Here is a 26,881-nt window from a genome sequence, read left to right on the forward strand (position 1 = left end):
AATATGAGCAATATAGTAGTTTTAACTCCTCATCTTCCAAGACCTGTCAGAATTAAAACAAATACATATGAGTTAACAGATCAGGTATTTGATATTAATGGTCAATTAAATGGATTTAAGGTAAATAACGTAAAATACATTTTTATTGATAAAACAAAATATTTGAGTGTTGATCAGGTTCCTGGTAATGATGATACTATTGTAACTGGATTTGTAAAATACGATTCATATATCAATTATATGAACGATCCTAATAAAGGGGTATATAATTATACATATATTATTGATCCTGTTCATTGGTTTGATTTAATATTGGAATCATCCCAAAGAGGGGATTTATTTAAAATTAGCAAGCTTGAAACATCTTCTGATAGCAATAAAACAGATAATTATACTAAATATTTTATTTTCTATAATTGTGAATTTAAAATAACAAATCCCAATTTGGTTTTTTCTGATTCAGCAAATTATCCTCCTATCCAATTAAATGATACTCTACCGACTTACTGTAAAATAGACTGGGATGATAGATCGTCCTCTGTTGTAGATAGTAGTAATAGGAATTTTTTTAAAAAGAATTTAGGAAGTAAGGTAGCAACATTTCCAACAACATTTACAAGCCAGGACAAAGAAAAGTTGTATATTGGTATGGTTAAGATTTGTTGGAGAATCAAAAATCTTTTTGAAGATGTATTGGATATGCTGGCAATCAAGAAATTAAGTGAAATTTTAAATATTGTACAAACAGCTAATCCACCTGCTGGTACTGATATTAGATCATATATTTATAATAGCACACCTACTTTATCTGAGATTGATAAGGCGATTGCTATTTTATTAATTGATTGGGGATATAGAAACTATAACGATACATTAGAAATATTTCCTTTGAATTCCTTTGAATATAGTGATTTTGAAAATGATTATTATATGCCTTTTCAAAATTATTACAATACTCTTGTTAATATTTATGTTAATATTGCCTATTCAAAAGAGGAATATTTATTTGGAGTAACCTCTGATCCATCAGGATGGTCACAAGAATTTACGAAAGCACAGAGTAACTTGCGTTTAGAGATGCTGGTAAGTATAATTCCCGATGGTGCTGTAAATTTTCTAACTTTAGATGCAAAAATTAAAATTTTAAGAAAATTTGCTGAGAATAGTATATATGAATCAAGAGAAGATTCTGTAGTAAAGATTGTAAAATCAATACAGGTAAATGATGCGCTTGCATTCTTAAGTAGGTTAGAAACCGAAAAAATATTAATTAACGGTAATCAAAAGACACTTTTCGAGTGTTTATACCAGAGAATTAATGATAGAATAGTTTTCTTTGGGAAGAATAATAGAAGAGAATACATGAACCGTCTCTATTCTCTATGGTATGTTTCCATGTTAAATCCTTATCAATCTTTAGCTATTGGACTGGGGGGAATTGATTACAATACCAGTCAATATTATTTTGAGCAATTTTATAAAAATAAACCAATCATTTTAAATTATAATTCAAAAAAGAATTTTTTAGGTTTTTTTGTCGATAACATGGATTTTGAATTTAATGGAGAGTTTATTACTGTAAAAGAGGAAAAAGTAACAGGTTATACTATTTCTGGGGGAGAACCTATTCCCGATACAAATAAAGTAAAAGTAGGTGATTATGGTTTTTACACTGCTATTTCTTTAATGCATTATGACGAAAAAGATGTAGCCGTAAAATTACCTTCCATAGCCTTGCAACCTAGCGGTAGTGATTTAAGTTACGTGATTCCGTTATTTTATTTAAAGTATTTAGATGATTTTGGAGATAGTGAGGATGTTTGGACAGCCGTAGATTTGACAGCAGACGTAGCTCTTAGTTTTACTGGTATTGGTAATATATCAAAGCTTAGACATTTTAGACATCTATCAAAATTGGGAAGAATTGCTTTAGGTGCTTCAATTACTACTGGTGAACGAATTTTAGCTTTAGAAGCTTTATCAGGTGCAGGAGCATTAATTGAGCTTACTTCAGATGTAGCAAAATCAATTTTGAATTATTATTCTAATGGATGTGAAGTATATATAGATAAAGTTAAGGCAAATATTAATGACTCTACTCCAGATGGAAATATTCCTGATAATCCGGGAGGTAATACTATCCCTAATTATGATTGGTGTAAGAACTTAGATAATTTTTTATTCTGGACCCAAATGGTTTCAAGTGGAGGTGGTTTTGCAGCTGAATATATGATGAGAGATGCAGCCGTAAAACTGATGGCTGTAAACAACAATAATTTTCCTAATGGGTTTCCACAAGCTGCTGCGGATTTTATTAGAGATATTGCAGATTTGGATGCAGCATTAAATAATTTTTATGCTAAAATACAGCCTACTTGTCCAACAGTTGTAAATAAAGTAAAAAGCTTTGTTCATAAAGAAGATAGATATGCGTTTATGCTTGAGTTTAGAGATCATGGGATTCCATATATTCAACAATTACAAAATGAACCAGATTTGATAGATGTTTGGATAAAAATTACGACAAGTGTGAAAAAGCATAGATATAGTATCAATTTATTAAAAGCGAGGAAGTTTTTAAATACTCCTTTAAATACTCCCCGTATGGATCATGTTTTTCATGGTGAGGTTGATACTAGTTTTACACCTCCTAAAGCAAGTGGTTTTCATCATATCTATGGAGTAGGTGTGAACGCTAATGCTTATGGGAAGATTGTGAGGACATTAGCTAAAAATCAAGGATATGCATTAACTAATGTTGAAGTATTTCACAGTGGAACATTTTATCCTAAACAAGCTTGGAATAATGCTGCAGGCACCTACCTTCCTACTCTAAACGATATGTTTAGGCAAGATTGGGATAGGGAGGAAATAATAGATAATATTGCTCTTGCTTATACTACCTTAACTTATTTATCCGGAAATAAATTTGTAGGAGCTATGAGTGATAATAAACATATTATAATTTGCATCCGAGGAGGAAATGACGGACTTGTTGGATTTTTAACTAAAGGTGTGATGACTAGTTGGCCATCTAGATAAATAGAAAAGATATGAGCATTTTAAAAGATTATAAAGTAAACTTTCTTGTAAAAAGAATTAAGAACTCAGATTATAAACTAATGAAATCAATAAGCCCATCATTAGATGAATTATTTTTCGAATTTAGGTATGTAGAAGAGTGTGATATGTTATTGGGGATTATAGATCAACAGCTTAGTAATCTACAGTCAGGAGAGTATTTTTTCCCAACTCAAGGATTACAGCTTATAAAGGTCACTCATTCCATGACCAGTATTTATAATGATGTTTATGAATATAAAGCAAATCCTAATATGACACCAAATTATAAACTTCCAACAGCAGATTTAAAGGAAATTACAATATCTTGGAAAAAATTTGTAAATGGAAATAATTTGCTATTATAGATCTGAGGTCAATAATAACTTTTATATTTCCGTAACAGATTTAAAAACAAATCTATTGATATGCAGATTAAATATTAGTAGTATATAAGAATATCTTAATATTTAAAAACATTGCGTCACCACGAGAAATTAAGTTAAGTAAACCCTACTTAATAAGGCTTTTGTTTGCCTAAACGAAAGCCTTCCACTCACCCAAACACAAAATTATTTTTATGTCAAATCAAACACCGGTAACACACAGGTATTACCCGAGGTTATCCTCTGTGGTTACAAAAGACGACATCCCGGACCTTCTGGGATTCTTAAAACCGGGGATTACGAACCTCCTCGATAAAATCTATTATAAAGATTTACAGTATAGTAAAGGACCGAAAGGGGATTCGGCTTTTTACAGCTTATCTGTCGTTTCCAAGAGAATCGATATTGAAATTCCGGGAACGGGGATTTCATTGGTTCTGAACGGAACAGATGACTCCGCTATCTCCGCATTTCCCATTACCGTTGAATACCAATGGAAGATCCTGGCGTATTTACGCTATTTCAGTTTAGGAAATTTTTCCTTTGAGCCTCAGCAGATCTTCGAGGTGGCATTGAGAGTGCTCAACGTAACGGAAGAACAGGCCATTGCACACTTTGTGAATACATTTGTCACTCCAGCTAATCAGAATACCACACCTCTGATGCAGTTTGCGACTGATATTAATGCTAAGCATAATTTAGGACTGGTAGTAAACGAAGCAACTACAATAACAAAAATTGTAGAAGATATCTACCAGAACTCAAATCAAAAATACGCATCCCTTGTTGCTTTTGCAACTTATTTACTTTCAAACGATCTTCAGGATACCGCAGAAAAGGTCAAAACTTTCTTCAAAGCATTAATGCCGCAGGATATTGATGAGTTCATCAAAGAGGTGGCCATTCCGAAATTTAAGGCAACCTTAATGTTGTCGGCAGCGATTGAGTTTCCGAGAAGTATTTTAAAACCGGTAAACCCATTAAAACACCCTACTGCTCCCTTAGAGGTCATTGAAGATGAAACTAAAAAAGTAACCCTCAGCTTTGGGGAAGCTTTATTCTATGCGGATACTGAAAAAGGTTTCGGATACAATATGGATCTGGTCCTGAATATGAGTAATCCTGCTCAGATTGGAAACACAGGTTTTATCATCGATATTCACAATCTGAAAATAGACCTGAGCAAAACGGAAAATATTGCTGAAGCCGACGCAGACGGAAGACCTAAGGAATTTATGGGAGTCTACATGGAATACACCGAAATTTTCCTTCCTAAAAAATGGTTTAAAAAGAAAAATCCTGAAGGAAATACCCAACAAACCATAGGTATTTCAGCCAATCATATGCTGATCGGAACCGGAGGACTCTCGGGAAATATTGCCATTAGACCTACTTACGCCGTAAAAACAGTAGGAACAGAAACAAAAGTCGTTGATTATTTCAGCAAGTTTTTTACGCTGGATTATAATAATCTGAAAGTGAAATCCATGAGCAGTTCTAATGAAACAGATATTCATAGCATGGATGAACTGATGACTTTCATGAACGGTTTGGCATCCCCTTCTGAACTTAAGTTCGTTTATCCAATGGGATTAAGAACCGTTGCAGGAGATTACAGGGAATTCCAGAAAGAAGAGGACTATTATAAGTTTCTGGCAAGTCTGTCTGTGGATAGTCTTGATGATGCTAACCGTACCCTATGGTTTAATCTTGGGAAAGATACCGAGAAATCATGGGAATTAGGATTCAGCAAATTTGATATTGATTTCCACCAGGGACAGGTAGTGCATTCCTCATTACATGCCGGACTGAAAATCAAAAAATTCAAAGATTATAACGGCCTGGATATGGTCATTGACGTTGTAGGAGAATGGGAAAGTAAAGAAAATTTCAAACTTTCTGCTGCCATTCTGCCTTTTGGTCTGAAAATGAATCTTTTTAACATCCTTACCTTTTATTTGCAAAGAATAGAAATCGGGAAGAAAAATGATAACTTCTATGTAGAAGCGGATACTAAGATCACCTTCCCTGAAGATTCATTTGGAGAAAGATTGTTAGGAAAAGAAGGAATTGATCTGCCGGCTATCCGTTATTATGCTAACGGTAAATTTGAAATTGCAGGCGGAAGTTCTATCATTCCAACCAATCTTCACCTGAATTTAGGTCCGGTCCGTATGGCGGTTACAGCCATCCATATGGGAACCATACAGCGAATGTATAAAGGGAATATGCGGACCTATAATTATATCGGATTTGATGGTGGGATCAATATCAATCCACTAGGTCTTGATGTAAGAGGTAATGGGGTAAAATACTATTATACTGCTGATAACGATGAGTTCGGTGGAACTAAAGATGATTACTTCCATATTTCAACCTTAGAAGTAGACCTGGTAATTCCGGGAACAGCAAGTGCAAGTGCCGCCGTAGCCATTATCAAAGGGGCTCTTACCATTCCGGAGCCGGGAAAATCCACAGAATACAGAGGAAAAGTTTCTCTTCAGTTACCGAAAATGAATATTTCCGGTTCTGCAGAAATGGCTTTTGATCCTAAATATCCGGGATTCCTGGTAGATGCAAGTGTTGAACTGCCGTTCGTGATCCCATTAGGTTCATTTGGTATTTTCGGATTCCGTGGACTCATCGGATACCGATATGTAGCTGAAAAAGAGGCGATCGGAATGACGGAAAATGACACTTGGTACGATTATTATGTGCATCCGCAGCGAGGAATCAATACAGATAAATTTATCGGGCCTCAGTTTACTCAAAAGTATAGTGCACCGTTCTCCTTTGGAGCAGGAGCTTCCCTGGCCACCTTAGATGGGCGTCTTGCCTCATTACGAGCAATGGTATTGCTTTCAGTACCAAGTATGTTTGCGATTGATGCCGGATTAACGATTATCAGTGAACGTCTTGGATTAACAGAAGATGACCCTAAAGTTCCGCCATTCTACGCATTTGTAATTGTAGGTGATAATTCACTGGAAATTGGAGCAGGAGGTAACTTCCAGCTCAACAAAAATAACGGATCATTCATTGATATTAAGGCCGAAGTTCAGATGGGCTTCTTCTTTAAAAACCAAAGACCATGGTATGTTAATTTCGGAACAAGGGATAAACCGATCAGGGCCAGTCTGTTTAAAGATTCGGTGAATATTAAGGCAGAATCTTATCTGATGATTGCCGCTAAGGGAATTGAAGCCGGAGCAAGAGTAGATTTCAACCTGAACCTGATCATTGTAAAAGTGTATGCCGCTATTGAAGTGGGAGCGCATATCAGTTTTGAAAGGCCACAGGTAGGAGGATATATTTATGTGGAAGGAGGAGCAGAGATCAATCTTTTCATTGTAAGTGTTGCTTTGTTTATCTCTATCTATTTCAGAGTAGAGCTTGTATTTCCGTTCCTGATTCTTGCGGAATTTAAATTCGAGCTCAAGATCAAACTGGCCATTTTTAAAATTAAACTTAAAGTACACTTAAGCATCAAATGGGAGAAAAACGATAAGGTAGATACAAGTGCTGTACCGCCTCTTACTTACGAATCAGACCCACCAGAGATTGATTATCCGAAAGAAGAAAGGTTGAAAAATGCGGTGAAAGGAGTTCATATGTTGACCAGTGAGACCTTCGATCTTCCAGTTGTACAGGTTGGCGATGTTCCGTTACCGGCAATTAAAGATCACGAAAAACTGCCTACCATTCCATTGGATACCTATATCGATATCAAAATTGAAAAAGGACTTATTCCAACTTCTACTGCAGGCGAGAAAATCGGAGGACATACCAACGGAGCAAGTGAATTTACAGATCTTATTCCGCCTCAGAAAACCCAGCCTGGAGGTCACGTCCTTCGCCAGGTGAAACACCAGTATTCCATTGAAGATGTTGAGATTAAAATTCTTAATAAGCAGGGAACTGCATGGAATAAATACAATCCTTACAGAGCCGTGCTGACTCAGAATGAAGCAAACAGCATTGCTAATCTGGATAAATTTAAATTAGGATTCTGGCAGAAGACAAATGATAAGTATGATACCATCAGGATTTTGGCATCTACGCCATTTTCATTCTTAGACTCTGCACAACCGGGATGGTTTATTCCTGAGCAATATGGAATTACACCTTCATCATTATTCTGTACCGAATCTGAAGTTGTATGGCATGAGTCTAATGTAAAAGATAAAGCAGTAGGAACTGTATATTATTCACCTGCAGGAGCACCCTATAACTTAATTAATGGAGCGTACTACAATCTTTTAGGAACAGTATCAGATGCTACTGATTACCTTATGGTTTCCAATGCATCCAATCCACATAACTATCCGAGATCATTAAAGATGACCAATGGAAATACGATGGTCGTTTTACTTCCTGAAGCATCAGCAAGGCTACGATTATTACTTTCTACGATGGCAAGCTCGGTGAAGATCAGATATTATAAAGATGTATTCTCGACTGCTATTTATCAGAGTTATGCTTTGATCGATGAAGTCACAAAGACAAAAGCAGAACTGGGAACAGAGCTGATTTATGAAGCGGCTGATTATGCCGGACAATATGTAAGTAAGATAGAAATTATTCCATATAACGCCAATCAACAGGATATTGACAATATCAATGCACAGATTGATCAGATCTGGGCTAATGCGACTGCAAATACAACCGGTGAGGTAATCAGTATAGTTTTATCGCCTGCAGAACAGGCTGAATACGATGCGCTTGTTGAACAGTTGAAAGAACTGAAAAATGGAGGATGTACTACTTCTCAATGCAACGAACTTGATTTCAATGTGATGCATGTAGAAAATGGATACAACGGAATGTTTGGGGTTCTGAATTTTGATATGTCTAATGTGGCGAATGACTGGACAGATTATGATGTACAATATAGAACGATCACAGGAGAAACGACCGTACCATATGTTGATTTTAATACACATTCTGTAATATTCCTGTACCTTCCTCACGGTCCGTTAAGTCAATTCATTAAGCACAATTCTGTGATTACTAAAATCTCAGATAAAGGAACTGGAGTAGATGTTTGTTATTCAAGTGATTATCCTAAGGAGACAATCAATAAAGCAGTTATTATTAAGATTAACAAAATCAATCAAAAGCCTGTTAGTCTGAAATTTACACCGGATTGTGGCTGTAATTCAGAACCGGAACCATGTGATAAAGATACCAGACTTTGTAATTTTCTTACCGAACTGATGTATAATCTTAATCAGTGTATTGTTTATCAGGGAGTTGATGGGGTCACACAGCTAAGATACAGCAGAAAATGCTTTATTACCTTCATGGATACGATCTTTAGTTTTGATAAAGACTTCCCGGAATATAATCTTATTCAGGGGATTGGATATGTAAAAGATCTTATCGGAAAACTGGAAGCCTATCTGAATATGGAGGGAGCTACCATATTCGGTGCATTACAATTAACAAAAGAAATCCATGATGTTATTTTTAATCTTGGAAATTGCGGATGTAATAATGATGGTGATGGAGGCGCAGTGTCGAATTGCTATACATTGTTCCACAAAGTGAATTGGATCACGGCGGAAGAATATGAATATCAGCAGACCATCCCATCACAGGATGCTGTAACAGAAGATATGAAGCTGATGCAGGAGGCAATGAGCAAAGTGGTACAGCCGGTTTGGAGACCAAACAGTGTATACTATATCAATCTTAAATTGAAAGATAATGTAAATGGAGATACGCCCCATATCATTAACTATTACTTCGCATTTAAAACAGCAGGCCCTATCGGACACTTTGAAAAGAAAAAGGAAAGCTATATTGAAAATCTTAAAGATGAACATGGAAATCCAATTCCTAATAAGAAGAAAAATATAGATGAATACCCGATTACTTCCCTGAAATCATATATCGATATGAAAAAATCATATCCTAATGTAGACGGAGACCTTCTGATGGCAAAACCATTATTCTATGGTAATGAGCAGAGTAAAATAGTACTTTCATTTACTAAACCTTACATCTACAATATGCTTAAAACATGGGCTGCTCATAATGTAAATGGCATGGACGTAGGTGAGATCAAAGGAAGTGTTAATATCGTGATTAAAGATCCTGTAACGGGTATCAGTGTTCCGTATCCTTTACCTCAAAACTGGACAAAACATGAAACAATACCGGTAACTAAAGAAAGCTGGGAAGAAGACGATCCGAATTTACCATTGGGAATTCAGCAGATGCTTAACTATGTGAATCACGTTAACCAGGGCAATACAGGCATGGCTTGTACTGTTAATCTGGGACAACCTGTACCACCAAAAGCATATAAATATTCAGTTAAATTGGAGGATCTGACTCCGGAAAAACTGTATACAGCCATTATTTATAATGCTTTTGATGATGACGGGGACGGAAATTATAATCCACAGCCCACACCAACACCGGAAGATCCTTACAAAGTGTATGAAGAAAACCAGAAAATTCATGAGTTCGTATTTAGAACTTCAAGATACAGGGATTTCAAAGAGCAGGTAGAAAGTTATAAGCTGAAAGAATATAATGATAAAAATGAAGTAATAGGACAAAAGGATGCTATTTATGAGATAAAAGCAGATCTTAAACAACAGCAGCTTAATGACCTCTATATTTTAGCTTCGGAAGGCATTGAAAATCCAAACTTAAAAGGGCTTGCCAATACCTATTCAGAGGTATTTGACCGCGCTTTTGAAGGAGTAATGGGATTAAAACCATTAAATCCGCCAACTAATACGGAATTTGTTAAAATAGTCAACTCCAATAATGACGTAGTTGCCTTACTCATAAGGAACCCGGAACCGTTCAATGATCCTAGAATTCCATTGGAAGAGGTGAAAAAATGTCTTGTAATTCCTAATGCCTTAGGAAACCATATTGAAGATTTTCAACTCATTTATGCTAAAGACTATTCTCAGATTTTAGTGGTACATAAGAGCAATAAAATCAAAGATCTGAAATTAAAACTACAGTTTAAGTATAAATCCTGGGATGGATCAGCTTATACTGAATTTCCGGGAAGTGGAGTGACAATCAACGAATTACAAATAAACAATTAATTAAATCTAAAATGAGTTTTTTTAAATATCATAATTATAATACTTCGAACGCTAAAATCAACTTTACCCATAGAGATAATGGTAATGTTTTTCATGCAGGAGATTTAGAAAAGGCGGGAGTAGTTACTGTTCTTAAAGAAAACGGAAAACTTCTGTGGAGTAAAAGTTATTCTAATCCCGACAGAGAAGTAAGCTTTAAAAAAATCATTTCAGTCTCAGGTAACTATGTTATCCTGGGGCTGGAAGATCAAGTGACCCCTTTTCTTTTATGTATCAACATCAAAGGTGATGTGATCTGGTATAGGAACTTTCCTGCAAATCCTACCCAGGAAGATGCCTTATTTGCAGAAGCATACGGAGATCTCACTTATCTTGCTTTTTTTGATCTTAAATATCAGAATAATTATATTATCGCAATAAATGCGACCGGAGATATTGTAATCAGCAGAAATATTGTTGATACTATAGGAGGTGCAAATATTCAGATTTCAGGTCTAGCAATTTATAATGGTAAAATTTATATCTGTGGTAATGAAAATGGACTGGGAACTGTTATTAGTACAAATCCGGACTTTACCACAACTACATCAAGGTATACCTATCATTCGAACGGGGCAACAGTTTCCTTGGACGGAATATACTTTCAGAATAACAAGATCTATGCATCAGGGGTATGGAATAATGGTCCTGCTCTTGTTCTTCCGGACCAAAATATTGGATATTTCTACAAACCTAATACAGGCCTGAAAACGCGTTTTTCATTTGGACAAAATAACTTCTATATATGCAATGAAAAGAGCCAGATTGCATGTTCCAACTATAATCATTCAATTGAATTTATCAAGCAACTGAGTGTAACCACCTCTGTAATAGACAAAGTGGATGGAGACACCCTATTAATTCATGGAAATGCAGATTCACACGAGTATTCAGGTTTTATTCAGGGTGATATTACAAACTGTAAATCATTCCCCATACAATTGTGGCAGCCCGATCTTTACAATATGAATATGAAAGGAGCCAGCTATGGTTTCAAGAATATCTACCTGAGTATGGATACCAGTGACTTGAAAGTTAATACCACCTCCTATACGAATATGAGCATTTGTGATGACGATGGAAGCGGAATTAATTTTGATGAATTTTCAGGACTTCAGACTCCTAATTTTTATCTCCAGGCAGCCGGATCTAAAGGAGATGATAGTACAAAAGGGATTCACCTGAGATGGGGGTTTGGCGGTAAGCTAGGTGAAAATCACCTTCCTAAGGGGAATTTGGCATCATCAGATTACAATTTCAATAAACCTGAAGATTTTGTGAAAATTTATAGGACAGCCTATAAAAAAGCAGTTTTTACATTAGACTTTAATACTCCTCCCCAGCTTGTTGACGATAACCAGAAGATGTGGGTGTATAAATTCAATAACAACAAAAGGATTTTTTATGTCTATTTTAAGAATAAAACAAGATACAATCAGGTAAGACAGTCGGTTGATCCATTGGCAGATCCGCTTAAATTTATAAGTGTATATGGATATGAGCTGATAGAAATTCTTTGTAAAACTGATATTTTCTTTGCTGCAGAGCTTGAGGTAAATAATCAACAGCAAGATTCTGTTATTGATATGGAAGCACTTTCTGTAGCTGAACAAAATAATCCTTCCCAACAGCACCTTTCGTATAGAATTAATTTATATGGAAGTGAAGTTTCTACATCGTATTTTAATGCAGAAAATGCAAAAACACTGAGGTTTAGAGCTGACAAATGTCTTGTTTCCTTGATTAAATTTGAATTTTATTCGGACTTTATTATCAGCAGAAATCAAGCGAATGCCTGGACAGAATTAGGACAGTTTTCCCTGACATCAGAACCGGATGAAGCATTTTCCAGATTAGATCCTCTTCCTCAGGATAACCCGGTTCACGGCGCATGGTTACGATACAACGATGGAGCTTATGTAAATACGGAAAATTACAAAAGAAAATGGGAACATCCGTCTCAAGGACCACTAGACAGGGACATTCAGACTGTTATTAAGAGATACGTAGAGCTTAGCGATAATCAGCCGAATCCAAAAGCGAATGAAACGATTTCGATTAACCTTTCACCTACAGATTCTCAACAGGTTGTTGATATAAGTACCAATCTTCCGGAACAAGGCGATATGGAGGTTTCCAACCTTGATATTCTGAATATTGCAGCCCTTGATTATCATGTGGCCAGAATGCTGGGATTAGGTCATCTTGATATCAATAGTGATGTTTTCGGAAACGAGTATATCTATATTGCAGAATATTATACCAATCAAAATCTGGATATTAATACGTCTGACAAGACCTATCAGTTGCTTTCCATGTCTCTTCCTGTCTCTACAGAAATCGAAAGGCTTTCATTGCCTGTAAAACTACTGAAGCTTAATAAAGGAATGGACTCTGATAATCCGCAATCTGCTGGCTTATATGATAGTGAAGGCTATTCTCATAATGGAAAATATCGTTATGTCAGTATTTATAATATACAGATTCCTGATCTTGAAGTAAACCCGACATTCTTTGGATCCTCTCAAAGATTTGATGCCTCTTCATTCACGTTTCCAGTGTATGCAGGTCTGGAATACCGTTTGGTAGAACCTGAGAAAACAGATGATTTTATCTGGTTCAAACCAGAGTTGTGCCATGATACCAAGTACTCAAACATCGATACGACGGTAAATTCTTTTGAAACGTTGCCGATCCAGATTCCGGACACTTATACTCCATTGTACATGCATAAGCAGGACAAAAGCGGAACTTATTTTTATAAAGGGTATGGGATCAATTGGTTCTCCAGGGCACAAACAGGAGGAGAAGAACTATCAATTGATACCAACATCAAGCCTAACAACAGGCTATTACCTCCAACGGCAACAACAGCTTTCCTTATCCAGAAAGAATATCCTGTGACATTAACTTCTCAGAGTGAGCAGGATCGTAGACAGGCTATTACAGATTCTGATAAAACATTGGTAAGATTGGGCTTTGACCATCATATTTATCAGGACGAAATTGTATACCCTATTTCATTTGATTCCACATTGCCGGATGATTATTATCTGAATCCGGATACCATATTTCCAGATAATAAAGAAGTTATGGCAGATGAAGTAGAGATTTTCTATAGAAATTATACAATGAGAGAGATTTCTGCGAAAGTATCCGGTATCAGTCATCATCCGAATAATCAGCTTTTAGCAGAAATTAAAACGGTAGATTATATCCTTCCAAGTTCAGGAGGAACTATTGCTCCGGGATCAAGTATGCCTGCTCAACCTTCAATTCCTTTACATATTTTAAAATCGGAAATCCCGGCAGGAACAACCATTAATGATTTTATCGGAGGAATTTTCTTGCTGGACGGTGAAAGCTATATCATTAACGGAATCGAGGTGGAATCTTCAGGATTAAAGTTTACAGTATTTAAAAAAGCACCAAGTGCGGCTATTATAGCGGGTACTTCACCGGTAATCGATCAGAGCAGTCTTGTACTTCCTACATTCAGTCCCGGAACTGAAGGATTGTTCAGTGCTACCGAAAATATGCAGAATACACCAACATGGGGACCAAAAAATCCTAACTCATTAAAAGTGAAGATTGGGACTAATGACTGGGGAATCCACAGAGAAGTAATCAGCACACATCAGTCGGATGGATCTGTACAAAGATTTTTAGAAAAGAGCAGAGGTTTTTGGAAAAATGCTCAGGTTCATAGACATTATGAGAAAATTGCAAAATATCAAAACAGTATGGGTGTCGTTACTGACGATCCTGCTCAGGGTAAAGAAGTACATCGCGGCGTTTATAAAATTACCTTCCCTGGTTTTAAACTTGCACAGCATTCACAGTTTTCTGCAACTTCCGACTCTGTAGAGTGGTTCAACGGAATTGTCAGAATGTTTACTTATGAACATTTTGGTGCGGCACCAAGCGATTCACGTTCTATATTCAAAGTTGTACGTACGGAAAATATAGGAACCAATAAAGATCTGGTACTGTATGTTTATGATGAAAATTTTGAAATAAAAGAAGATAGCCAGCATAAGCCAGTATTCGTATTTAACGATGGAAACGACTTTCCAATGAAGTTGTCTGATCCTTTAATGGGGAATGATGTTGAAATTAATTATTATCCTTCTTACAGAATATATTTATATAAGAATGAGGCCAATAATTTGAAAGAAGAAGTTATTCTTCCGCCTGAAGGAGAAGATGTGAGATATTCTATGTTCGGGTTTAAGAGTGTTGACAATGACAATGTGGACATGCAAGGCGCTAAGTACAAATCCAAATTCAGCGTACCGGCTATAATGTTTGCCAATAGAATTGTAGATCCTAAACCACCAAGGAAGCCAAAAGGTTCTATGTATGCAACCAGACCGGATAAATTCGGAAAATCAACCTACAGCTTTATTACGGAGTATGAGCATAAACCATATTCAGTACAGTTCTTCAGAGCGAATAATGCAGTATTGTTAGCTTCTTTATATGAATCGTTAAAAATTGAGGAAATAAAAAATAACCTTAATGCTCTTGGAGGTAATGATGAAGAGTTTTTTACTGATAGGTGGATGAATTTTGTGGATTTTGAAATGCTTCTTAATACAACAAAAACAGAATTTGAAGCATTCCCTCCCGATAGCCCTTTGAAATATGCTCTGCCACTTCCGAACAGTACCGTATTATTTGATGCAATTAATTATTTTATTGTGAATCATAACAAACATTTTGGGCTACAAACAGGACAAAGCGGATATGCTAACTTATTAGATGAAACCAAATGGAAAAATGGTCAATATCCAATTAATTATCGTGTGATTGAGGCTATTCCTGGCCAATCAGATGAATTACGTTTAGGGCACTTTATTAAAGAAGCGATGATTAACTGCTTCCTGCCCCTTACAGAAGTACCGATTATTTATCAGCAGATTCATAATTTTAATTTCAATGATATAACAGGTCACAGACCTAAAAATAAAAAACAGAATATCAGGGATGCTTCAGGATATTTATTGCCTACCAGTCATGCGGATTTTGATATGGCTCCTATGGCAGCTATATACAACCAAGGTCAGGGAGGAGCTGCCCATTCAACTCTGTTTACCGATTTTACGATTGATGGTGCCTCCGATAACTTCTACTTCTATGGAGTAAGAGAATTAGGAAACCAATTGCAGATGGGAGAGTTCAGTAAATTCCAGGGACCTATTAAACTGGTTAATACTAATCCTGCTGAACCACCAAAGATCTTAAGCTTATTACCAATAGTAGATAATGCTACATTAGGAATTCCTGCAAAAGTAAGGATTGAAGTGAACTCTTATACTGATGTACACAAGATCAATGAAATTTCTATTTACAGGGCAACCAATAAGCTGGATGCAGATTCCATATTGAGTATGAAACACATCAAATCTGTAGAAATTGCTGATGTGGAAGTGAATCCTGAAAATGGTTCATGGACGGTGTATGACGAGTTTGAAGATCTGGATGAAAAACCTTACGGTGATCCACTTTTCTATCGTGTAGTTGCTTCCAGAAAAGTAGAGTACAACACAATAGATTATAACGTATCACCACCTGCTAATAAACTGGTACAGGAGCAGGCACCATCATTACCTTCAAAGACAACGGTAACCATGTTAGTGGAAAATTATAATCCACCGGCACCTGTACTGAGATATCATTCTGAACCAGTAGATTCTGATATGATCAACTGGGTGATCTTATCCTGGGATCAGATTTGCTATAAAGGAAAATACCATCTTTATAAAATGAGTCCTCTGGGTAACTGGAAGGAAATTGCAAGAATAGATACGGATGAAAAAGATACTACAAAAGCAAATCTATACGTCTTTGGCAATAATCCGGCAACTAATACTGAAGAATGGTTCTTTAAAGAAACATTCGATATGACCGGAAATGAGTTTTTCCTTCCTGTAGAAAAATTAGGACTAGATCCTATGAAGATTAAAGATGCAGAAGGAAGGGTACTTTATCATCACTTCAAAATGGTGTCTCAGAATACATCGAATATGTTCAGTACCGAAGAAAAAATTCTGACAATCTATAAAGAAGAGACCTGGATGGATATCAGTGGAATTTCTCACGACGGAACAGACGGAATGATCTTACAGGGAACTTTCATTGTGAGACCGTAATTAATCCTTCAATTAATAAAGATTCAACAGTTTCTCCTTACCCGGTAAGATAGGAAAGGGGAAACTGTTTATCAAAAAATAAAAAATATGGCAAAAAAAACAATAGCAGCTTTAAAAGAATATTTTAAAGCAGGAAAGCGGCCGACAGAAAACCAATTCGGGGATTTACTGGATAGCTTTGCCAACTTAGACGATAAAACTATTTTCCCTGATAATTATAAACATAAAGATTTATACTTCGAATTTCCTCATCAGCAAGGTGATATGGCTGTGGATGTTCTTTTAGGAAATAATTATCTGAATGGAAGTATTGAAGTTGAAATTACAGGTACATTTTCACATCAGACAAGTGTTGGTATTATAAAAAAACAATTTGAGGTAGGGCTTAATCCTGATGGAAATGTTTGGTATCCTACTACGGCCAGAGTTACAGAAGCAGCAGGAACTATTTTAGAAAGTATTTACATTGGAGATATTGTATGGGACTCCGCAAGAAATGAATATAAATTCACCATTTATCATACAAGTCCCAATCAAAATCCATATGCTGTAAGAATCAAACAGTTTTCTTATGATAAGGCATTTGTAGATCAGGCAAGGCTTTCTGATATATATGTTAAACCATTAGTTGAGCAAAAAAAGCATTCAGTATATTATAATGGAAACATTGGAATAGGAACTGATAACCCAAAATCTAAACTGGATGTATGGGGTAATGTTCAGGCTGGTAGAAGTGATGCTACAGAAGGGATCAATGCATTTTCCATCCGTTATGAAAATGGATCTGTAAACAATTGGGGATCATTAAGAAGTGGCGCAGAAACTTACATGGGTTATGGCGTTAAAGCTGATAATCAGACGGCTTATGGCTGGCTATCAGGTAATGGATCTTACGCTGGTTATAAGACAGCGGTGACGGTTGGTGGTGAAGGAATTAAATTTTTATCTTCTAACTATGTGCAAGCTGCCCAGGATTCTCCCGTTGCGATGTCAGAACTTATGAGGATAGTCCCGAATGGAAATATAGGAGTTGGCACAGATAACCCACAACAAAAATTAGATGTACGCGGAATTATGGTATCCCAGGTTAGTAGTAATGAAGGCGGTGCTCTTCTCTTACAAAACCCATCCAAAACAGCATCCGGTACAGCTCACCAATGGGCAATTTATAATATGACAGGGGGCTATGGTAATGGATTACAATTCTGGAGCTATTCTACGGATGGATCCTATGGACCAAGGTTGTTCTTATCAGATGCGGGTAATATGGCCTTATATGGTAAAATTGAAGCAAAGGATGTGGTCATTACTGCGACACCCACTGCGGACCATGTATTTGCATCGGATTACCATTTAAGAGAGATCGGTGATCTTGAAAAATTCATCTCCGAAAAAAGTCATCTTCCGGAAATCCCTTCTGCAAAAGAGATGACAGATAATGGACTGTCAGTAGGAGACTTCCAGATCAAATTGCTTCAGAAAATAGAAGAATTAACATTATACATGATCTCAATGAAAAAAGAGATCGATGTTTTAAAAACAAATTAATCATGGCGAAAAAAACAATTACAGAATTAAAAAATTATTTTAAAGCTGGAAAAAGACCTACGGAAGCGCAATTTGGTGACGTCATGGATAGCTTTGCCAACCTGGAAGACCCACAACTGTTTCCTAAGAATTACATTAAAAAAAGGCTGGATCTCAATTTTCCTCATGATGTATCGGATCAGGCTGTGGATATTCTTTTGGGCAACAGGGGCATGTCAGGAGCTCTTGAAATAGAAATTGTAGGAACATGGATGTATGTCAATAGTGTCGGAAATATCAAAAAATTGTTTCAGGTGGGTTTCAATCCGGATAACTCGGTGTGGTATACGCCCACCTCAAGAATCGTGGAGGCGGGAGGTCCTATTATTAATCACATTTATATTGGGGATGTAGTATGGGATGCAAATATTAATCAATATAAAGTAACTATTTATCACACCCATTATGCCGGAAATATATATGATATCAGAATTACTTATCATTGCCCTTTTGATACGCAGGATTTTAGTGAGGTAAAGCTGTCTGATATCTACACTAATCCTCTTGCAGGGCAAAGAATACATTATACCCATTATAATGACAATTTTGGGGTAGGTGTTTCACTACCGGAAGCAAAACTTCACGTAAAGACCCTTCCTGGTCAAGGAGATACTAATTATACTTCAGGCCTGTTTGATCGAAACGATGCTGCAGGAGGAAGCAATAAATTATCCATCAGATATCATTCGACTGCTGATCTTGAAGTTAATTCAGGTTTTACCGGCTCGGGCTTCAGGTTTGGTACATACAGTGACTTTAATATTGTAAATAACGGTTTAAGTGATACATACGGAGCGATTAATTTTGTAACAAATGCAGCTGTAAGGCTATCTGTACAGCCTAATGGAAATGTAGGAATAGGAACCTCAGCTCCACAGGCCAAACTGAATATTGTATCATCTCCAAAGAACCCTGATCAAGAAGGTACTTTGATATTAGGAGATGTTTCTCAGGTGAATATGAGGTTCGGAAGTAATGAGCAGTACAACTGGATACAAAGTCATGCATCATCACCACTATATATTAACCCTCTTGGGAATAATTTGATTCTGAACAGAGACGCCGGTAATGTGGGAATTGGAACCCAGAATCCGGATCAAAAGCTAACTGTAAAAGGAAAAATACATGCAGAAGATGTAATTGTAGATACCAATGTTCCTGCCGACTATGTATTTCAAAAGTATTTTGATGATACTTCTTCCATCAGACCGGATTACCAAATGCTTTCTTTAAACGAACTGGAATCCTTTGTAAAAGAAAATAAACATCTTCCGGAAATTCCATCCGGGGATAATATTCTGAAAGAGGGAGTTACGGTCGGAGACTTCCAAATGAAATTGCTTCAGAAAATTGAAGAACTTACTCTTTATATAATCTCTCTGAAAAAAGAGATTGATTCAAAACTTAATTAATTATGGCAAAAAGAACAATAGCACAATTAAAAAATTATTTTAAAGCAGGAAAAAGACCTACAGAAATCCAATTTAGCGATCTTATGGATAGTTATGCACATTTGGATGACCCTGCAATATTTCCAAATAGCTTTAAATATAAAGACTTCTCTGTTAGATTTCCTAATCAGGAAAGTAATTTGGCGGTAGATATATTATTGGGAACCACCATCAACGGGAATGTAGAAATACATATCGTTGGTGCATGGAATAGTGAAAATACCGTAGGTATTATTAAAAAACAAATTATTGTTGGTGCAAATCCTAGTGGTGGTATCTGGTACCAGCCTGTATCGAGAATCATAGAAGCTTCAGGCCCCATTACAGATCATATTTATCTTAGTGATATTGTATGGGACAGTTCTATAGGGCAATATAAAGTAACGGTATATCATACACGCCAATCAGGAAACGTATATGCGATAAGACTTATCCAGCATTGTAATTCAACGGCTTTAATTGATAAGGCTGTATTGTCCGATATTTATACCAATACACTGACGGGACAAAATAAACATTATGTCAATTATAATGATTATGTGGGAATAGGAACCAAAAAACCACTTGCTCCACTGGATGTTCAGGGGCGGGTTCTATTAAATGCCGGATCCGCTGTCGTAAGTGGTGTAGGAATTGTTGGGTATACGACCCAATGGTCAAGGGGATATCATTTTGTGTCACCTGATAATACACAGCATTTGGGAGGTTTTGGAGCTTTAGGCACCAATAATCAGATTGATCATTATTATATAGGAAAGTATGGAAGCAGTATTGCGAAATTTTCCGTTGGTGATGATCGCGTTTTCCTTAGAGGGAATGTAGGAATCGGAACAGAAGCGCCTGCAACAAAACTGGATGTCGTAGGAGAAATTCAGGCCGGAGCAAAATCTGCCACAGAAGGAGTAAATGCTTTTGCGATAAGATATGAGAACGGATCTTTTAATAACTGGGGGTCATTAAGAAGTGGTGCTGAAACCTATATGAGTTACGGAGCAAAAGCATCACCTACCACAGCTTATGGCTGGGTATCCAGCAATGGTAGTTTTTCAAACTATAAAACGGCTATTACTCTCGGAAACGAGGGAATGAAATTCCTGGGAAGTGCCAGTGCGCAAAGCAGCCTTAATTCACCTGTTGTTATGAATGAATTCATGAGGATCAGCACTAGCGGAAATGTAGGAATAGGAACAAAGAATCCTGATCAAAAGCTAACCGTAAAAGGAAAAATTCATGCTGAAGATGTGATCGTAGATACCAATGTTCCTGCAGACTATGTTTTTCAGAAGTATTTTGATAATAAGTCTTCTATCAGACCAGATTATCAAATGCCTACGATCAATGAGCTGGAATCCTTTGTAAGAGAAAACAAGCACCTTCCTGAAATTCCATCGGGGGATAACATAATAAAAGATGGAGTGAAAATCGGAGATTTCCAGATGAAATTACTTCAAAAAATCGAAGAACTTACGCTCTATATGATTTCCCAGAACAAAGAAATTGAAAATTTAAAAAACATGATCAATTAGTTAATTTTCAAAGAAGTCAATTTGAAGATTTTTTGAATAGATAATTGATGTGAAGTAATTTATTAAACTATAACCTTAATTCTAAATTCTATTAGAAGATAAACCTAATCCCTTTTAAACTTCGGTTTAAAGGGATTTTTGATTTTGTAAACCCATTTGGAATACAATAAATATAAAATACAGAGAAGTTATCATAGGATATGACGTAGTACAAACAATCATTCTATCTTTACTTTATTAAATAGTAAAACAGATAAAAAATATAGAAATGGAAAGAACAGAAGTAATTATTAATACACACAACAGGGGAGAAGTTCAGTTATTTTCTGATGATCAGAAGATAGGAAAAATGGATATCTCAGTTATTGGACAAAAATTAACCGTTTATCATACAGAGGTAGATCCTGAACATGAAGGAAAAGGTTTTGCTAAAATACTATTGGAGAAACTTGTTTCTTATGCCAGGGAAAATAATTTGAAAATAGTTCCTCTATGTCCTTATGTTTTTGCGCAGTTCAAAAGACATCCGGAAGAATATAATGATGTCTGGTTGAAAGAATAAATATAATAATTGATTAAGCTTCCTGTGGGAGCTTTTTTTGTACTTTATAATGATCAGTTACCAATGTTTAATCTTTTCCCGGTATTGATTAGCTATAAGTTTTTTAAAGTCAAAAAAAATCCCGATTTTTGCAACCCTTTCAATAATCCCGAACATTCATGAAACTTTGTATTGCCGAGAAACCCAGTGTTGCCAGAGATATCGCCAAAGTTTTAGGTGCTACTACACCTAAACAGGGCTATATGGAAGGAAACGGCTATTGTGTAACCTGGACATTCGGACATTTATGTACGCTGAAAGAACCGCATGATTATGGTCCGCAGTACAAATCCTGGAATCTGTTTTTATTACCGATCATTCCCAATAACTTTGGAATAAAACTGATTCCGAATAAAGGAGTTGAAAATCAGTTTAAAGTAATTGAAAAACTGGTGGAAGAATGTGATGAGGTCATTAACTGCGGGGATGCCGGACAGGAAGGAGAATTGATCCAGCGTTGGGTATTGCAGAAGGCAAAGTGCAATAAGCCGATTCAACGATTATGGATTTCGTCCCTAACCGAAGATGCGATTAAAGAAGGATTTGCTAACCTGAAACCTGCGGAAGATTACAAAAATCTGTACCTGGCTGGAAATGCCAGAGCTATCGGAGACTGGTTGCTGGGTATTAATGCAACACGCTTATTTACGAAAAAATTCGGAGGGAATAAAGCCGTTCTTTCTATCGGCCGGGTACAAACTCCAACCCTGGCAATGTTGGTTCAGCGTCAGAAAGAAATTGACGCTTTTACCACAGAAGAGTATTGGGAACTTAAAACGAAATACCGCGATGTTATTTTCAATGCTGCGATTGATCGTTTAAAGACACTGGACCGGGCTGAAAAAGGATTGGGATATCTTAAAGTAAATCCCTTTGAAATCGTTTCATTTGAGATCAAAGAAGGAAAAGAAAAGAACCTGAGGCTTTTTGACCTTACGGGACTTCAGGTGGAAGCGAATAAAAAATACGGATATTCAGCCGAAAATACGCTTAATTATATTCAAAGCCTTTATGAAAAAAAGCACGTGACTTATCCGCGTGTGGATACTACGTATCTATCTGAAAATTTATATCCTAAAATAGAAGGAATCCTTCGGAAAATGTACTTTTATCAGGATTTAATTGCTCCGCTATTGGGAGCTCCTATACCGAAATCCAAAGCTGTTTTTGATGATTCGAAGGTAACGGATCACCATGCAATTATTCCCACTGAAGTTCCACCATCCCAGAACCTGAGCAGGGAGGAAAAGCTTATTTATGATCTGATCGCCAAGCGTTTCATCTCTGTTTTTTATCCCGAATGTAAAATTTCCAATACATTGGTAGAAGGAAAAGTGGGAACTATTCCTTTTAAAACAAGCGGAAGACAGGTTTTAGAGCCGGGATGGAGAGCTGTATATGCCAAAGAACCGAAAGAAGAGTCTTCAGATAAGGATAAAGAAAAAGAAGAAGAGCAAACCATTCCTGAATTTACAGTAGGAGAAACGGGGCCGCATGATCCAATAATCCATCAGGGAAAGACATCCCCTCCAAAACCATATACCGAAGCAACGTTGTTAAGGGCAATGGAAACTGCCGGAAAGCAGGTTGATGATGAAGAGCTGCGTGAAATGTTGAAAAACAACGGGATCGGAAGACCTTCTACCCGGGCCAATATCATAGAAACTCTTTTCAAACGAAAATATATTGAGAAGAAAAGAAAAAATCTTATTGCGACGCACACCGGAATTCAACTGATCGATACTATTGAAGATGAATTGTTGAAAAGCCCTGAACTTACGGGAGAGTGGGAGTTAAAGCTTAGGAAAATAGAAAGTGGTGAATATGAAGCCAATCAGTTTAAAGAAGAACTGATCCAGATGGTCTCTGAACTTACAAGAAAAGTAGTGGACGGGAAAGGAAAAGTGATCACTTTACAGGAAGAAGAGAAAGTGGTTGAAAAGAAAAAACGAGAACCTGCTCCTAAAAAGGAACTTCAGTCTTTTGAGGAAACAAAATGTCCGAAATGCAAAGAACACAATCTGATTAAGGGGAAAACCGCAGTTGGATGTTCAGATTTTAAAAATTGTGGTTTTAAAATACCGTTTGAGCTCTTTGGAAAAAAGTTATCAGAAAAACAACTTCTGGATCTTATTCTTAAAGCAAAAACATCTAAATTAAAAGGTTTCAGTACGCATCCGGATGCCCTTACGGAAGGTGTCCTGTCATTATCTGATGATTTTACGGTGCAACTAGGTTAACTCAAATTATCATTGTGAACTAAAGATTGTTGATTAATCACAAGAGGACAAGGTCTTTCTGATCTTTGATTTTTGTGATTTGATATTTTATATGCGTTTACCTTAAAAAGTGCTGATGGGATTTTCAATCCTTTTATTACATTTGTAAGAATCATATTTCAATCCATGACACCTGAGAAAAAACAACTGATCATAGACAGTTTCAACCGCTCCGAAACCTTAAAATTCTACAAAGCGGAGCTTCTTGAAGTAGAAACCGATTTCATATCCATTAAAATCCCAAAGATGGAAATGATGACCCGTAAGGCAGGAATGTTTAATGGGGCAATGATCGCTTCTTTGGTTGATGTTTCTTCGGGATATGCTGCGGTAAGCAATTATAAAGATGATTGTTACGTAGTAACCATAGAACTTAAGGTTAATTATTTAAGGCCTGCAATGGGAGATGCTTTGATTTCAAAATCATACGTAGTAAAAGGAGGTGGGAAGATCAGCGTGATCAGAACTGAAATTTATACAGTGGACGAAAACGGATCATCCGAAACCCATGTTGCTACATCACTGGTGACGATGATGAGACTTAAATAAGATTTAAAAAGAATAAGCCTGAACAGAAAACTGCAGGTAAGCATTATTTCCTACAGGGTTAAACATTCCCCAGATTCCAACCGGAAGCTGATAACCCGCAATGGAAAATGTTTTGGTAATGATCAGACTTATCTCATTAAAACCTGCTTCTTTAGCAAAAAAGTTTCCTTTTTCACCTGTGGGATTATGTAAGGCAAATGAATATCCGATCCTCCCTCGTACCGAGAGGCTTTCTTTTGTATAGAAAGGATATTCTGTTGAAACAAAAGAAGAATATTTATTGTGTGTATTGTCCCTATCCCGGTCCCGGCCAAAGACTACAGTATTCCAGCTTAAGACTAAGGGAAGTTTCTCACTTATTGTATAATATGACCTGAAATCCCAGAAGCGCCCTGTTTCACTTGCATTGTAATTAAAAAATTCTTTGTTGTTATAAGTGGCACCAGGTGAAAAATTATAAATATCCCAGAGTTCCACCATAAGGTGCTTATTTTTGTATCCAATATAATTGTCAAACTCTTTATAGGAGCCATTTGCATTTCCTCCGGCCCAGAATCCTCCGTAAAAATTCTTACCATCTAAATGAACATCACCGGTATAGATGAAACCTGAGGAAACTTCCTGACCTCGCCACAAATGACTGTTTCTGAGCTGCAATGCAGAATGCAGTTTCTGGCCATAAACCAATGAATTTCCAATGATGATGGAAATAATCATCAACTTTTTAATTTTAATCATAATGCTGAGTGTCTTTTTGATTACAACATTCCTGTCCGGTAAATGAATACCGGAAAAAAGGAATGTATAAAAGAAATGAATGGTTAGTTAATAATATCTTTCTCCCGGATCTTAGATCCGAAGAGTGCATAAGAAAGCATAAGCAGTTCACAGATGACCGTTAATATCCAGGTCCATCTCCATGAGCCGAAAAGATCAGCCAGTCCTCCTTGAAGTAAAGTAAATACCGCACCGCCAAATACAGCAGAAATGAATACACCGGATGCTTTTGAGGTATATTTATTAAGACCCTTTATAGAAAGTGTATAAATACAGCTCCACATAGAAGAATGCAAAAGACCGATGGCAACAAGGAACCAAAGGTTCTGGGTGATCATTGAAGTAATCGCCAGGATGGTAGCAAGAACTGTTGTCGTTGCAAGCTGTGTTCTCGCTGAGATCTTACTGAAAAAACTGGAAATAGATCTTCCAACAAGGAAGCCTCCCCAATATAAAGTAGATAATAAGGCATGAATTCCAAGGTCCATTCCGCCGATAATAATATCCGTTTTTCCGAAGAAAGTGATCGGCTTTCCCGATTCCATAAGCTCAAAAGCATTCAGGTTGATATTGGCTCCGATGGCAACTTCGGTTCCTACATAAAAGAAAATGGCAACTACACCCAGGGCAAAATGGCGGAATGACCAGATGCTTCTTTCCAGTTTTTCTCCTGCAACGGCTCTCGTATTTTCAATATCAGGAAGATGCAGTCTCTTGGTGATAGCCATCACCGTAACAATACAGATGATCAGTACAGAAAGAGGTAGTAGCAGCTGTTTTATTTCAATATTTTCAATGGAGATACCACTGAACATCACGATGGTCACAAAGAAAGGTGCTGAGGTCGTACCAATAGAATTGATGGCTGTTAAAATATTCAGTCGTTGTACGGGCTGTGTCCCCTTTAAAGGATAAGAGGCAGCATAAGGATTTACCACCACCTGAATAATTGCTGCAGAAGTTCCCATTAAATAAGATCCGGCTACAAAAATGATAAACCCAAAGGGAATAACGGCATCACCGATCCTGAAATCCACCGAAGGAAACTGATAACCCACCCACGAAGAACATAAATACATCATCAATCCGGAGATCATAAAAAATAAACCTCTTAGGATCGTATTTTTATATCCAAAGGCATTGACCCATTTGCTTCCTAAAGTGCCGTTTAACAAATATCCTAAAAAGAAAAAGAAAGAGATGAGCGTAGTGAAGGTATTTTTCAGACCTCCCGCATGAGCCAGAAAAGTAAATTTTAAAGGAGCCTGCAACTGTTCATTAACAGTTGTCAGAAAACCAACAATAAAATAAATGAAAGTAATAATAGCAAATGGAAGGATACTGCTGTCAGACTTTATTTTCAAAGCTTTTATTTCGGAATTTGTTTGCATAATA

The 26,881-nt window shown here is 36.6% G+C and carries 12 protein-coding genes; 10 read left to right on the top strand and 2 right to left on the bottom strand.

The window, feature by feature from the left end:
- Nucleotides 1-3 precede the first annotated feature (3 nt).
- From AAEU33_RS11295 to AAEU33_RS11340, 10 genes are all read left to right on the top strand, one after another.
- Complete coding sequence (locus AAEU33_RS11295) at nucleotides 4-3,042, top strand: hypothetical protein (RefSeq protein WP_345987540.1); 3,039 nt, start codon at nucleotides 4-6, stop codon at nucleotides 3,040-3,042.
- An 11-nt stretch (nucleotides 3,043-3,053) separates the two neighbouring features.
- On the top strand, nucleotides 3,054-3,428 hold the full coding sequence (locus AAEU33_RS11300; protein ID WP_345987542.1) for a hypothetical protein: 375 nt from the start codon (nucleotides 3,054-3,056) through the stop codon (nucleotides 3,426-3,428).
- Between the two features lie 212 nt (nucleotides 3,429-3,640).
- On the top strand, nucleotides 3,641-10,522 hold the full coding sequence (locus tag AAEU33_RS11305) for a hypothetical protein (RefSeq protein WP_345987544.1): 6,882 nt from the start codon (nucleotides 3,641-3,643) through the stop codon (nucleotides 10,520-10,522).
- 11 nt (nucleotides 10,523-10,533) lie between these two features.
- Nucleotides 10,534-16,716 carry a hypothetical protein gene (locus tag AAEU33_RS11310; RefSeq protein WP_345987546.1) on the top strand — a complete coding sequence of 2,061 codons (6,183 nt, stop codon included), beginning with the start codon at nucleotides 10,534-10,536 and terminating at the stop codon, nucleotides 16,714-16,716.
- Between the two features lie 87 nt (nucleotides 16,717-16,803).
- A complete protein-coding gene (locus tag AAEU33_RS11315) occupies nucleotides 16,804-18,264 on the top strand; it encodes a hypothetical protein (protein WP_345987548.1) in 1,461 nt (486 codons plus the stop codon).
- 2 nt (nucleotides 18,265-18,266) lie between these two features.
- Complete coding sequence (locus AAEU33_RS11320) at nucleotides 18,267-19,715, top strand: hypothetical protein (RefSeq protein WP_345987550.1); 1,449 nt, start codon at nucleotides 18,267-18,269, stop codon at nucleotides 19,713-19,715.
- Between the two features lie 2 nt (nucleotides 19,716-19,717).
- A complete protein-coding gene (locus tag AAEU33_RS11325) occupies nucleotides 19,718-21,280 on the top strand; it encodes a hypothetical protein (protein ID WP_172279287.1) in 1,563 nt (520 codons plus the stop codon).
- Between the two features lie 268 nt (nucleotides 21,281-21,548).
- On the top strand, nucleotides 21,549-21,842 hold the full coding sequence (locus AAEU33_RS11330) for a GNAT family N-acetyltransferase (RefSeq protein WP_172279285.1): 294 nt from the start codon (nucleotides 21,549-21,551) through the stop codon (nucleotides 21,840-21,842).
- Nucleotides 21,843-22,000: 158 nt separating this feature from the next.
- Nucleotides 22,001-24,121 (top strand): DNA topoisomerase 3, encoded by a 2,121-nt coding sequence (locus AAEU33_RS11335; RefSeq protein ID WP_345987553.1) that lies wholly within the window; start codon nucleotides 22,001-22,003, stop codon nucleotides 24,119-24,121.
- Nucleotides 24,122-24,286: 165 nt separating this feature from the next.
- Nucleotides 24,287-24,709, top strand: coding sequence for a PaaI family thioesterase (locus AAEU33_RS11340; protein ID WP_172279721.1), 423 nt, complete (start codon nucleotides 24,287-24,289; stop codon nucleotides 24,707-24,709).
- Nucleotides 24,710-24,712: 3 nt separating this feature from the next.
- Here the strand turns inward: AAEU33_RS11340 and AAEU33_RS11345 are convergent, their stop codons facing one another.
- Both AAEU33_RS11345 and AAEU33_RS11350 read right to left on the bottom strand, forming a co-directional pair.
- Nucleotides 24,713-25,447 carry a hypothetical protein gene (locus AAEU33_RS11345; RefSeq protein ID WP_345987555.1) on the bottom strand — a complete coding sequence of 245 codons (735 nt, stop codon included), beginning with the start codon at nucleotides 25,445-25,447 and terminating at the stop codon, nucleotides 24,713-24,715.
- 83 nt (nucleotides 25,448-25,530) lie between these two features.
- Nucleotides 25,531-26,877, bottom strand: coding sequence for an MFS transporter (locus AAEU33_RS11350; RefSeq protein WP_345987557.1), 1,347 nt, complete (start codon nucleotides 26,875-26,877; stop codon nucleotides 25,531-25,533).
- Nucleotides 26,878-26,881: the final 4 nt, after the last annotated feature.

The organism is Chryseobacterium sp. Chry.R1 (genome assembly GCF_039645525.1).
Classification (GTDB): domain Bacteria; phylum Bacteroidota; class Bacteroidia; order Flavobacteriales; family Weeksellaceae; genus Chryseobacterium; species Chryseobacterium proteolyticum.

Coding starts and splice junctions, on each gene's coding strand:
- AAEU33_RS11295 (WP_345987540.1), top strand. CDS start 4: ATGAGCAATATAGTAGTTTTAACTCCTCATCTTCCAAGACCTGTCAGA.
- AAEU33_RS11300 (WP_345987542.1), top strand. CDS start 3,054: ATGAGCATTTTAAAAGATTATAAAGTAAACTTTCTTGTAAAAAGAATT.
- AAEU33_RS11305 (WP_345987544.1), top strand. CDS start 3,641: ATGTCAAATCAAACACCGGTAACACACAGGTATTACCCGAGGTTATCC.
- AAEU33_RS11310 (WP_345987546.1), top strand. CDS start 10,534: ATGAGTTTTTTTAAATATCATAATTATAATACTTCGAACGCTAAAATC.
- AAEU33_RS11315 (WP_345987548.1), top strand. CDS start 16,804: ATGGCAAAAAAAACAATAGCAGCTTTAAAAGAATATTTTAAAGCAGGA.
- AAEU33_RS11320 (WP_345987550.1), top strand. CDS start 18,267: ATGGCGAAAAAAACAATTACAGAATTAAAAAATTATTTTAAAGCTGGA.
- AAEU33_RS11325 (WP_172279287.1), top strand. CDS start 19,718: ATGGCAAAAAGAACAATAGCACAATTAAAAAATTATTTTAAAGCAGGA.
- AAEU33_RS11330 (WP_172279285.1), top strand. CDS start 21,549: ATGGAAAGAACAGAAGTAATTATTAATACACACAACAGGGGAGAAGTT.
- AAEU33_RS11335 (WP_345987553.1), top strand. CDS start 22,001: ATGAAACTTTGTATTGCCGAGAAACCCAGTGTTGCCAGAGATATCGCC.
- AAEU33_RS11340 (WP_172279721.1), top strand. CDS start 24,287: ATGACACCTGAGAAAAAACAACTGATCATAGACAGTTTCAACCGCTCC.
- AAEU33_RS11345 (WP_345987555.1), bottom strand. CDS start 25,447: ATGATTAAAATTAAAAAGTTGATGATTATTTCCATCATCATTGGAAAT.
- AAEU33_RS11350 (WP_345987557.1), bottom strand. CDS start 26,877: ATGCAAACAAATTCCGAAATAAAAGCTTTGAAAATAAAGTCTGACAGC.